This window comes from Marinibaculum pumilum, from assembly GCF_042646425.1.
GTDB classification, from domain to species: Bacteria; Pseudomonadota; Alphaproteobacteria; order Ferrovibrionales; family Ferrovibrionaceae; genus Marinibaculum; species Marinibaculum pumilum.
The window spans coordinates 263,410-275,261 of record NZ_JBHRTR010000034.1 but is presented as its reverse complement, the minus strand read 5'-3'; the positions used below and the strand labels follow the sequence as shown (position 1 = coordinate 275,261).

The following is an 11,852-nucleotide window of genomic DNA, read 5'->3' as shown; positions in this document are numbered from 1 at the left end:
ACGGCAAAAAGGGAGGACCGCAGGGCTGATTTGGCTCCCTGACGAGATGTGTGAATGCCGTAGGCCCCCGAGCCGAGGACCGCGGCAGGACCGCGACGCTGCGCAGCATCGCCGTATCGTCACGGTCCTTGGGTCGAGCCCAAGGACGGCGGTGGCGGATAGGCACGTCGAGCAATTGTGTGAATTCCGTACGCCCCCGAGCCGGGGACGACGGCAACCGCGCAGAACCCGACCAGCAAGCGAACGATCGCCTGAACAGCCTACCGCCGCCGGTACGGCACCGTCAGCACCGTGGGCGAGGTCTGGCGGCCGGTGATGCCGGCCACCGCCAGGCAGGCGAGCAGGTAGGGCAGCATGATCAGGAAGGCGTTCGGCACGTCGACACCCAGGGTCGGCAGCTGGAACTGCAGCGCCGTGGCGCCGCCGAACAGCAGGCAGGCGAACACCGCACGACCCATCCGCCAGTTGCCGAAGATCACCGCGGCGATGGCGAGATAGCCGATGCCGTTGGTCATGCCCTCGGTGAAGGTGTGGATGTCGCCGATCGACAGGAAGGCGCCCGCCAGGGCGGAGGTCGCGCCGGCGAACAGCACCACGCCGTAGCGGATCACCAGCACCGAGATGCCGGACTTGTCCAGCGCCCGCGGATCCTCCCCCGCCGCCTTGATGGCGATGCCGAGCGCGGTGTGGCGCAGCACCCAGCCGGTCGCCAGCACCAGGGCGATCGCCAGGTAGACCAGCCAGACCTGGGTGAAGACGGCATCGCCGAAGGCCGGGATGTCGCCCAGCAGAGGCGGGCTCCACTTGTCGAAGCCGGGGATCTGCTCCCGCGAGCGGGCGCCGAAGATCTCCCGATAGGCCAGGGTGGTGGCGCCCAGCACCAGGATGTTGATGCCCAGGCCGGTGACGATCTGGTTCGCCCGCAGGGTGTTGGACAGGAACGCCTGCAAGAGCGCCACCGGCAGCACCGCCAGCAGGGCGAACAGCAGGCCGATCTCCGGGCTGCCGGTGCCCCAAGCGCCCAAAGCGGCGGCAAAGGCGCCGGTCAGCATCATGCCTTCCAGGCTCATGTTCAGGACGCCGGCCCGTTCGCTGACCAGTTCGCCCACCATGCCCAGCATGATCGGCACCGCCAGCCGCAGCGAGGAACCGAGGAAGACGGCCAGGATCTCCCAGGTCATCGGCCTGTCCTTCCCTTCATCGCGCGACCGTCCCCCGGTCCAGCCAGAACGCCGCGCCGGCGATCGCCACCACGATCAGGCCCTGGATCACCATCACCAGGGCCGTCGGCACCGCGGCCACCATCTCCATGCTGATGCCGCCGGAGCGCAGGAAGCCGAACAGCAGCGCCCCGGCGATCACGCCGGGCACCGAGCCGCGCGCCAGCAGCCCGACCACCAACCCGTCGAAGCCATAGCCGGAGGAGAAGCCGGTCTTCAGCGAATATTGCTCGCCCAGCAGCATCATCGCCCCGGCCAGCCCGCCGAAGGCGCCGGCGATGGTCAGTGCCAGCACCACCATCGCCTGCTGCGGGATGCCGGCACGCGCCGCCGCCACCGGATTCAGGCCGACGGCCCGCAGCTGGAAGCCGAAGCGCGAGCGGGTCAGCACGAGGTGCACGACGCCAGCCAGCAGCAGCGCGACCAGCGCGCCGATGGTCACCGGCGCCGCATAATCGCCGGTCAGCAGCGGGATCTGCGTGTCGAATGGGATCTCCGCCGATTCCGGCAGGGTGGCGGAGGTGGTCATCGGCTGCCGCAGCAGCGCCTCCGACTGCACGCACCAATAGACCAGCCAGATCGCGATGAAGGAGAGCAGCAGGGTGGAGATCACCTCGTTGGTGCCGACCCGCGCCTTCAGCACCCCGGCAATGCCGCCCCAGACGGCGCCCGCAACCACCGCGCCCAGGGTGGGGATGATGAAGGCGAGCCAGCCCAGGCCGGTGACGCCGCCATACAGGGCAATGGCGGTCGCCACGATGCCGCCGACGGCGATCTGCCCCTCGCCACCGACATTGGTCAGGTTGGCGCGGTTCGCCAGCACGAAGCCAAGGCCGACCAGGGCGAACACCACCGCCCGGTTGATCGAGACCGAGATCGCATAGCCGGACCCGAAGGCGCCGTTGGCGAAAGCGGCGATCGCCTTGCCCGGCGCCACCCCCATCGCCACCACCAGCAGGCAGCCGACCAGGAAGGCGGCCAGCACCGCCAGCGCCGGCAGCACCACCGGCACCCGCAGCAGGTCGCCGAGGCTCATCCCCGCCAGGAGCGGCCGGCCGGCCGCCGCCTCGCTCATGCCGCTTCTCCGGCCGCGGGCGGCGCATCGACATCCGCCCCGCCGCCCGGTCCTGCCGGCGGGGTGTCGGCGGCATGGCCCGCCATCATCGCGCCGATCTCCGCCCGGTAGCGCGGATGGGCCGGCCGCTCGCCCACGATGCGGCCGCGATAGAGCACCACCACCCGGTCGGCGACGGCCAGGATCTCGTCCAGTTCCGAGGAGATCAGCAGCACCCCGGCACCGTTGCCGCAGGCCTCCCGGATCATGCGGTAGACCGATTCCACCGCGCCGACATCCAGCCCGCGGGTCGGCTGCGCCGCCAGCAGGAAGGTCAGGCCGGGGGTGGTCAGCTCGCGCGCCAGTACCGCCTTCTGCTGGTTGCCGCCGGACAGGCTGCCGAAGGTCACGTCCGGCCCGGCGGCGCGGACGTCGAAGCGGGCCATCTGGTCCTCCGCCGCCGCGCGCATGGCGCCGCGGCGCATCAGGCCGAAGCGGGTGAAGCCCTTCGTCCGGTTCAGGAACAGGTTCTCCGTCAGGCCCATCTCGACGATGGCGGCGACGCGGTGGCGATCCTCCGGCACCACGCCGACGCCGGCGGCAGTGATCTCCGCCGGCCGGGCCCGGGTCAGGTCGCGGCCGGCGGCGTGGAAGCGACCGGAATCGGGATGCGCCAGGCCGGCGATCACGTCGCCCAGCTCGCTCTGGCCGTTGCCCTCGACACCGGCGACGCCGACGATCTCGCCGCGGCGGACGATCAGGGTGAAATTGTCGAGCCGGGTGGCACCGCCGGCATCCCGCACCGTCAGGCCGTCGAACTGCGCCGCCTCCGGGGTGCGCGGCCTGCCGCCGGCATCGGCGCCGTCACCGCCGGCCGGCTGCGCCCTGCCTTCCTCCTCCGCCGCCATGCCCAGGTTGCGCATCGCCAGGCTGTCCAGCCCGCCGAATTCGCGGCCGACCATCGCGCGCACCAGGCTGTCGATCTCACCCGCCGGATCCTCGGACCGGGCAACGACCCGGCCGCCGCGCAGCACGGTCACCCGATCGGCGACCTGCTTGATCTCCGCCAGCTTGTGGGTGACCAGCACGACGCCGCAGCCACGCTCCGCCACCGCGCGGCAGACCTTCAGCAGGGCGCCGATCTCGTCGGGCAGCAGCACCGCGGTGGGTTCGTCCATGATCAGCAGGCGCGGCTCGCGCATCAGGCATTTCACGATCTCCACCCGCTGGCGTTCGCCGATCGAGAGATCGCCCACCCGCGCGAAGGGCGAGAGGGAGAGGCCGTATTCCGCGCCCAGCGCCTCCAGCCGGGCGGCGAAGCCCTTGCGGTCGAGGATGCCGCGCGCCTGGCCCAGCATCAGGTTGTCGACCACCGGCATGTCGTGCACCAGGCTGAAATGCTGGTGCACCATCGCGATGCCCGCCGCCAGCGCATCGCGCGGGCCTTCCGGGCGATAGGGCGCGCCGTCGATGCGCAGCTCGCCCTCGTCCGGGGCGTGGATGCCGAAGGCCAGGTTGCACAGGGTCGACTTGCCCGCCCCGTTCTCCCCCAGCAGGCAGTGGATCTCGCCCGCGGCGAAGCCGGCATCGATGTCGGCGAGCGCGGTGAAGCCGCCGAAGCGCTTCGCCACGCCCGCCAATTCAAGCAGCGCCGTCACGACCGGCCCTCGCGGCCCTGCCCTCCGGCGCCGCGGCTCAGCCTTCCAGCACCTTGATCTCGCCGGCCAGGATCTTGTCCATGATCTCCTTCAGCTTCGCCTTCTGCTCCGGCGTACCGCCGCAGATGATCATGTCGGAGGCCATCGGCCCCTTCTTCAGGCCGAACGGCTCGTAGCCGGCGGTCCAGGTATCGGCCAGGTACTGGTCGATAGCGTAATGCACCTGGAAGCCGACGCCGGTCACCGAATAGGCGACATAGAGCGGGTCGCTGCCGCAGCGGTCGGTGTAGGAGCCGATGATGTGGGTGCCCTTCTCCTTCGCCGCCTGCTCCATGCCGCGCAGGCCCAGGTTCAGGATGTGGTAGTGGATGTCCGCGCCCTGGGCGATCGCCGCCAGGGTCGCCTCCTTCGACTTCGCCACGTCGTCGAAGTCGCCGGTATAGTTCTCGAAATACTTGATCTCGGGATTGATGTACTTCGCGCCATTGCCGAATTCCTTTCCGGCATTGACGATCGACGGGATTTCCAGCCCGCCGACATAGGACACGCCGCCGGTCTTCGACAGCATCGCCGCCGCCGCGCCGGCGACGAAGGCGATCTCCGCCTGCTTCACGTCATAGCCGGCGATATTGTCGCGCGCCTCGGACTCGTTGCCGCCGACGATGGAGAATTTCGTGTCGGGGAAGCGCCGCGCCACCTTGTAGATCGCCGCCTGGGTCTGGCCGCCGACGCCGATCACCAGCGCGTTGCCGGAGGCGAGCTGGGTCAGCGCCTGCTCCATGTCCGCATAGTTGATGTTCTCGATCATCTGGACTTCGATCTTGTCGCCGTACTTCTCCTGCGCGGCGACCAGGCCGTCATAGCCGGACTCCATCCAGCCCTTGTCCGACTTCGAGCCGGGAATCAGGATCCCGACCTTGACTGGATCGGCCGCCAGCGCCGGCCCGCCGACAAGAAGGCCGCCGGCGGGAACCGCAAAGGCGGCAATGGCGAAGGCGCCGGCGGCCATCCGGCCGAGAAAGTCGCGTCTGGTGAAAGTCATCTGTCCTGCCCCCTGTTGGATCTGTGCCGGTCGGGGCATGGCAAGCGGCGTGCCATCGCATCAAGTCACTGTTTTGAAACAACTATTCTCGTCTCGCCGGGCCTGCAGCACCGATAAATGGTCATTTACCTGGCAGGCCGGCGACCGTGATGCTCAAATTGTAATGCAATCGCTCATATCGACAGCGATATCACGCCCGATATCCCTCATTGCCTAAATGGCAAGCAACTTGCTGAACCGATCGCGCCAAATGGCGAGTACACAGGATCAGGGAGCAGAAAATGAGCACACCGATGCAGAAGCCGGGGCGGCCGGCGGGCGGCCCACTCGGTGTCGGCCGCACCTATCACTGGCATGCGACCGAAGCGGAGATCGACATGGCGATGGCGGCGCCGGCGCCGGTGCGGCTGCGCCTGCCGACGGCGCTGCAGGCGGTCACCGTCGACCTGCTGCGCACCGCGATCGTGGTGATCGACATGCAGAACGATTTCTGCGCGCCCGGCGGCTGGGTCGACCATCTGGGCCTGGACTACACGCCGGACCGCAAGCCGATCGCGCCGCTGCAGGCACTGCTGCCGAAGCTGCGCGCCGCCGGCGTGCCTGTGATCTGGGTGAACTGGGGCAACCGGCCCGACCTGGCCAACATGCCGCCGAACCAGATCCACCTCTACAAGCCGACCGGCGTCGGCATCGGCCTGGGCGACCCCCTGCCCGGCAACGGCGCGGCCGTGCTGCAAAAGGATTCCTGGGCCGCCGCCGTGGTCGACGAGCTGGAGATCGCCCCAGAGGACATCAAGGTCGACAAGCACCGGATCTCCGGCTTCTGGGACACGCCGCTGGATTCCATCCTGCGCAACCTGGGCATCCGCTCGCTCCTGTTCGCCGGGGTGAACACAGACCAGTGCGTGCTGCACTCCCTGACCGACGCCAACTTCCTGGGCTATGGCTGCATCCTGGTGGAGGATTGCTGCGCCACCACCTCGCCCGGTTTCTGCACCGAGGCGACGGTCTGGAACGTCAAGAAATGCTTCGGCTTCGTCACCGACAGTGCCGCGATCATCGGCGCGCTGGAGGCGCAGGCGGCGGGGTGACGGTTCAGCCGCCCCAATACCGCCCCCCCTCGCCGTGGCGGTGGCGCGGCAGCGCCCATCCTCGTGTCTCACAACGGCCAGAACAGCGGGATCACGAAGGTCGCCACCGCCCAGAGCAGCAGGTTGAGCGGCAGGCCGGCCTTCACGAAGTCGGTGAAGCGGTAGCCGCCGGCATTGTAGACGAAGGTGTTGGTCTGGTAGCCGATCGGGGTCGCGAAGCTGGCCGAGGCGGCGAACATCACCGCCACCACGAAGGGCCGCGCGTCCACGCCGAGCTGGTCGGCCAGGCCGATGGCGATCGGGGTCAGCAGGATCGCGGCGGCATTGTTGCTCATGATCTCCGTCAGGGCGGAGGTGATCAGGTAGACCGCCGACAGCACCGCCAGGGGCCCCAGCCCGGCCACCGCCTGCGCCAGCAGGCCGACGATCAGGCCGGCCGCGCCGGTGTTCTGCATCGCGATGCCCAGCGCCAGCATGCCGAAGATCAGCATCAGGATGTTCCAGCGGATCGAGCGATAGGCCTCCTCCGCCTCCAGGCAGCCCAGGGCCACCACCGCGGTCGCCGCCATCAGCGCCAGGGCGGCGATCGGCAGCACGTCGAAGGCGGCCAGGCCCATCATCGCCAGCACGGCAGCGACTGCGATCGGCGCCTTGGTGCGGCGCAGCGGCTTCTCGCTCGGTTCCACCAGGTTGACCATCTCCTGATAGTCGAAAAGCTGGCGCATGCTCTGCGGCGGTCCCTCCAGCAGGACGGTGTCGCCCATCTGCAGCCGCACCTCGTCGAAATTGCCGCCGATATTGGCGCCCTGGCGGTGGATCGCCAGGATGTAGGCGCCATAGATGCGGCGGAAGTTCAGGTCCGCGACCCGCCGCCCGGCGAAACGCGACTGCGGCCCGACCACCCCTTCCATCAGCACCGTCTCGCGGGTGTCGATCGGCTCGATGGCATGGCCGGCGGGTCCGCCGAAGGCAACATCGCCGGCCTGGCGCAGACCCAGCATGTCGCGCACGTTGGAGCGCAGCACCACCCGGTCGCCAGCGGCGATCTCCACCTCGTCGAGCTGCCAGCGGAACGACCTGTCGGCGCGGATCAGGTCGATCACCCGGAAGCCGCGGGCCTGGGTGAAGCCGGCCTGGCTGAGCTTCTTGCCCACCAGCGGCGAATCCAGCGGCACCAGCACCTCCGCCACGAAATGCCGTTCGCCCGAGCGCGGCAGCAGGTCGGCCAGGCTGTCGCGCGACGGCAGCACCCAGCGGCCGGCCAGCAGCAGGTAGAGGATGCCGACCGCCCCCATGATCGCGCCGGCGGCGGTGATCTCGAACATGCCGAAGCGCGGCATGCCCTGCTGTTCCGCCACACCGGCGACCAGGATGTTGGTGGAGGTGCCGATCAGGGTCGTGGTGCCGCCCAGGATGCTGGCGAAGGAGAGCGGGATCAGCAGCTTCGAGGAGGGGATCTTCACCGTGCCGGCCAGGGCGATCACCACCGGCGTCAGGATGACGACGACCGGCGTGTTGTTGATGAAGGCGGAGATCACCATCACCCCGCCCATCATCGCCGCCAGTGCCGCCGCCGGCGACCAGCCGGCGGCGCGCGACACCAGGCGCCCCATCTGGTCGATCACCCCGGTGCGCTCCAGTGCTGCGGACAGGACGAACATCGCGCCCACGGTGATCGGCGCGGAATTGGAGAACACGCCCAGCACGTCGTCGGTGGACAGGATGCCCAGCGCCAGCAGCAGCCCCACCGCCGACAGGGCGACCACGTCCGGCGGCCAGCGCTCCCGCACGAAGCCGAAGAAGACGACCACCACAAGCGCCAGGACAACGGCCACCTGAAGGTGCGGCCAGGCCGGCAGCCAATCCATCCCACCCTCCCGCGCGCGCCGGTTCCGGACCGGAACCGGAAACCGCGTCTCCTGCCGCTACTCCGCGCCCGCCGGCAGGTCCGGTGTCGCGATCGGTGAATCGAAGATCAGGACGATATAGGTCGCGAAGATGACCAGGTGAACGGCGCCCAGCAGCATGTTTGTGCGCCCCGACAGGAAGGTGACGATGCTGACCCCGAGGGTCAGGAGCAGCAGGATTTCCTTCGCCGGCGGCAGGCCCAGCACCACGGGCTGCGCGGTGACCAGGCCGATCACCAGCACCGCCGGAACGGTCAGCCCGATGGTTGCGAGGGCGGAGCCCAGGCAGATGTTCACGCTGCGCTGGATCTGGTTGCCCAGCGCCGCCTTTACCGCGCCCAGCCCCTCCGGCGTCAGCACCAGGATCGCGATCAGCAGGCCGCCCAGCGCGGCCGGCAGGTCCAGCTCGGTGGTGCCATAGTCGACGAATTTCGCCAGGGTCTTCGACAAGAGGATGATCGGCAGCAGGGTGCCCAGCAGCATCACCGCATGCCAGGCCGTGGGCCGCAGCACCAGGTCGCCATGGTCGTGGGAGACGCTGCTTTCCTCCGCCGCTTCCTCGCCGTGCCGGGTGGCGCTGCTGAAGGGCGCCGCCGGCGGCCGGAAGAAATCGCCGTGGCGGACGGTCTGCATCGCCAGGAAGATGCCGTAGAGGAAGATCGAGGCGAGGCTGAAGTAGATCGCCTGGGCGGCGGAGAAGGTGGGCTCCGCGGTCGTGGTGGTGTAGCGCGGCAGGATCAGGCTCAGCACCGCCAGCGGCACCAGCACCGACAGGAAGGCGGTCGCGCCCTGCAGGTTGTGGCTCTGTTCGATATGCCGCCAGCCGCCCAGCAGCAGGGTCAGGCCGACCATGCCGCAGAGCACGATCATCAGCACCGACATCATGGTGTCGCGCGCCGTCTCCGGCGACGACTTGCCGGTCAGCATCAGCGCCGCGATCAGCGCCACCTCGATGCCGATCACCGCCAGGGTCAGGATCAGGGTGCCGTAGGGTTCGCCCAGCAGGACCGCCAGGCTGTCGGCATGGCGCACCACGCCGAAGGCGCACCAGAGCATCACCCCGAACAGGACCAGGAAGGCCGGCAGGCCCAGGGCGACATTGTCCAGGGTGGCATGGACCTCGTCGGCGAACAGCATCGCCACGACGGTGACGGCCACGCCGGCGACGAACCCCGCCTCCTCCCGCAGGAAGGAGAGCGGGCCGGGCAGCCCGCGCTTCTCGATCTCATGATGACCTGCCGCCATGTCGCTCGCCTCCGCGCCCTGTCCCCTGGCAAGTTCCGGCCGGGTCAATCCCGCATCCGCCGCCCCTGGGGGTCGTGGAACGGCGCCAGGCCGGCCTGCGCCGCCACCCGGCGTCCCGCCACCTCGATCTCGAAGCCGCCGGCGGCGACGAAACCGGCCGTGACCGGCGCGCCGCCATCCTCGACATAACCCATGCCGATGGCGGACCCGAGGCTATGGCCATAGGCGCCGGAGGTGAGCCGGCCGACGATGCGCCCGTCCCGCCAGACCGGCTCGTTGTGGTACAGGAGCGGCTCCGGCTCCTGCAACCGGAACTGCACCAGCCGCTTCGTCACCCCGGCATGCCGCTGCCGCAGCAGCGCGTCGCGGCCGATGAAGTCCGGCTTGCCATCCAGCGCGACGGCGAATCCGAGGCCTGCCTCCAGCGGCGTGTCCTCGTCGGTGATGTCATGGCCCCAGTGGCGGAAGCCCTTTTCCAGCCGGCAGCAGTCCAGCGCGTGCAGGCCGGCCCGGCGGAGGCCATGATCCGCCCCCGCCGCGACGACCAGGTCGTGCAGCGCGACGGCGAACTCCGTCGGCACATAGAGCTCCCAGCCCAGTTCCCCGGCATAGCTCAGCCGCATCGCCCGCACCGGGACCGGGCCGATGTTCAGGTCCACCCAATGGCCGAACGGGCAGGCTTCCGGCGACAGCTGCGCCGGATCTTCCACCACTGCCTGCAGCAATGCCCGCGCCGCCGGCCCGGTCACGCCCAGCACCGCCCAGGCGGACCCGATATCGGTGACGAAGCAATGCGCGTCACCAGGGACATGGCGGGTGAGCCAGGTCCAGTCGCGGCGCGCCACCGCCGCGCCGGTGACGACCCAGAAGACGTCGTGGGAGATCCGCGCGACCGTGAGGTCCGCCTCGATGCCGCCGCGCTCGTTCAGCCAGGGGGTATAGACAATGCGCCCCGGCGGCACCGCGACATCGTTGGCGCAGATGCGCTGCAGCACCGCCTCGGCGTCCCGGCCCTGCACCGCGAACTTCGCGAACGGCGTCTGGTCGAACAGGGCGACCGCCTGGCGCACCGCACGGCATTCCGCCGCGGTGCGATCGAACCAGTTCTGCCGGCCATAGCTGTAGGCCGGCACGGGCGCCTCGCCCTCCGCGGCGAACCAGAGCGGGCGCTCCCAGCCGGCCGTCTCGCCGAAGCAGGCGCCCGCCGCCGCCATCCGGTCGTGCAGCGGCGAAAGCCTGAGGTTGCGCGCGGTCTGCGGCTGCAGGTGCGGCCAGTGCATGGCATACAGCAGTCCCAGGCTCTCCGGCGCACGAGCGGCGATATAGCTGCGCGATGCCTGGAACGGCAGCAGCCGGCGAATGTCGACATCCCACAGGTCCATCGGCGCATGGCCGTCGCGGATCCATTCCGCCAGCACCCGGCCGGCACCGCCGGCGGACTGGATGCCGATGGAGTTGAAGCCGCAGGCCAGGAAGAAGCCGGGCAGTTCCGGCGCCTCCCCCAGCAGGTAGCGGACATCGGGGGTGAAGCTTTCCGGGCCGCAGAAGAAGGTGCGGATGCCCGCCGTCTCCAGCACCGGCAGGCGGCGCATCTGCCCTTCCAGCACCGGCAGGAAATGGTCCCAGTCCTCCGGCAGCTCGTCGAAGCAGAAATCGGCCGGGATGCCGTCCACCGCCCAGGCGCGGGCGTTGCGCTCGAAGGCGCCGACCAGCAGCTTGCCGGCATCCTCCTTCACATAGGCGCAATTGTCGGGGTCGCGCAGCACCGGCAGGTCGCGCGGCAGGCCGGGGATCTCCTCCGTCACCACGTAGTAATGCTCGCAGGCCTGCAGGGGCACCGCGACCCCGGCCATGCGGCCGAGTTCCCGCCCCCACATGCCGGCGCAGTTGACCACGATGCGGGCGGCCACCTCTCCCGGTGTGCCGTCGGGACCTGCCGTGCGCACGCCCGCCGCACGGCCGCCGCGGGTCAGGATGCCGGTGACCGTCACCCCTTCCAGGATCGTGGCGCCGCCGGCGCGCGCACCCTTCGCCAGCGCCAGGGTGGTGTCGACCGGATTGGTCTGGCCGTCCTTCGGCAGCCAGACGCCGCCGACAACGTCGCCGGCCTCGATCAGCGGGTGCAGGTCGCGCGCCTCCGCCGGCCCGACCTCCTCCACCTCCAGGCCGAAGCTGCGCGCCATGGCGGCGCCGCGGCGCAGTTCCTCCAGCCGCTCCGCCCCGGTGGCCAAAGCCAGGCTGCCGTTCTGGCGGAAGCCGGTCGCCTGGCCGGTCTCCGCCTCCAGCCCGGCATAGAGACCGGTGGTGTATTGCGCCAGGCGGGTCAGGTTCTCGGTGGCGCGCAGCTGCCCCACCAGGCCGGCGGCATGCCAGGTGGTGCCGCAGGTCAGCTGCCGCCGCTCCAGCAGCACCACGTCGCGGATACCGAGCTTCACCAGATGGTAGGCCAGCGAGCAGCCGACCACGCCGCCCCCGACGATCACCACTTCCGCCTGCCGCGGCAGTTCCTGTCCCATCACCCGCTCCCGCCGCATCAGACGTCGCGGCGACGCTAGCCGGGGCGTTGTCGGCAGGCAAGGCGGCCTGTCCTGCGCACCGCCGGCCGCCTGTGGCATAGTCGGGTGGCGGGAAACGG

At 69.9% G+C, this 11,852-nt stretch carries 8 protein-coding genes; 1 reads left to right on the top strand and 7 read right to left on the bottom strand.

Annotation, left to right across the window (positions count from 1 at the left end):
* Nucleotides 1-260 precede the first annotated feature (260 nt).
* From ACFOGJ_RS21145 to ACFOGJ_RS21130, 4 genes are read right to left on the bottom strand one after another with little or no spacing between them, the layout of a single operon-like run.
* Complete coding sequence (locus ACFOGJ_RS21145) at nt 261-1,181, bottom strand: ABC transporter permease (RefSeq protein WP_379904282.1); 921 nt, start codon at nt 1,179-1,181, stop codon at nt 261-263.
* A gap of 16 nt (nt 1,182-1,197) precedes the next feature.
* A complete protein-coding gene (locus tag ACFOGJ_RS21140) occupies nt 1,198-2,295 on the bottom strand; it encodes an ABC transporter permease (RefSeq protein ID WP_379904280.1) in 1,098 nt (365 codons plus the stop codon).
* Complete coding sequence (locus ACFOGJ_RS21135; RefSeq protein ID WP_379904278.1) at nt 2,292-3,932, bottom strand: ABC transporter ATP-binding protein; 1,641 nt, start codon at nt 3,930-3,932, stop codon at nt 2,292-2,294. The genes ACFOGJ_RS21140 and ACFOGJ_RS21135 overlap by 4 nt, the downstream gene beginning before the upstream one ends.
* Nucleotides 3,933-3,969: 37 nt before the next feature.
* Nucleotides 3,970-4,974, bottom strand: a complete 1,005-nt coding sequence (locus tag ACFOGJ_RS21130; RefSeq protein WP_379904276.1) for a BMP family protein — start codon at nt 4,972-4,974, stop codon at nt 3,970-3,972.
* A gap of 281 nt (nt 4,975-5,255) precedes the next feature.
* On the opposite strand from ACFOGJ_RS21130, the gene ACFOGJ_RS21125 reads away from it, so the two are divergent.
* A complete protein-coding gene (locus tag ACFOGJ_RS21125) occupies nt 5,256-6,065 on the top strand; it encodes a cysteine hydrolase family protein (protein ID WP_379904274.1) in 810 nt (269 codons plus the stop codon).
* 68 nt (nt 6,066-6,133) lie between these two features.
* Here the strand turns inward: ACFOGJ_RS21125 and ACFOGJ_RS21120 are convergent, their stop codons facing one another.
* From ACFOGJ_RS21120 to ACFOGJ_RS21110, 3 genes are read right to left on the bottom strand one after another with little or no spacing between them, the layout of a single operon-like run.
* Nucleotides 6,134-7,933 carry an SLC13 family permease gene (locus ACFOGJ_RS21120; RefSeq protein WP_379904272.1) on the bottom strand — a complete coding sequence of 600 codons (1,800 nt, stop codon included), beginning with the start codon at nt 7,931-7,933 and terminating at the stop codon, nt 6,134-6,136.
* A gap of 57 nt (nt 7,934-7,990) precedes the next feature.
* Nucleotides 7,991-9,265, bottom strand: a complete 1,275-nt coding sequence (locus ACFOGJ_RS21115) for a calcium:proton antiporter (RefSeq protein WP_379904270.1) — start codon at nt 9,263-9,265, stop codon at nt 7,991-7,993.
* Complete coding sequence (locus ACFOGJ_RS21110; RefSeq protein WP_379904268.1) at nt 9,262-11,733, bottom strand: GcvT family protein; 2,472 nt, start codon at nt 11,731-11,733, stop codon at nt 9,262-9,264. The genes ACFOGJ_RS21115 and ACFOGJ_RS21110 overlap by 4 nt, the downstream gene beginning before the upstream one ends.
* Between the last annotated feature and the right edge of the window lie 119 nt (nt 11,734-11,852).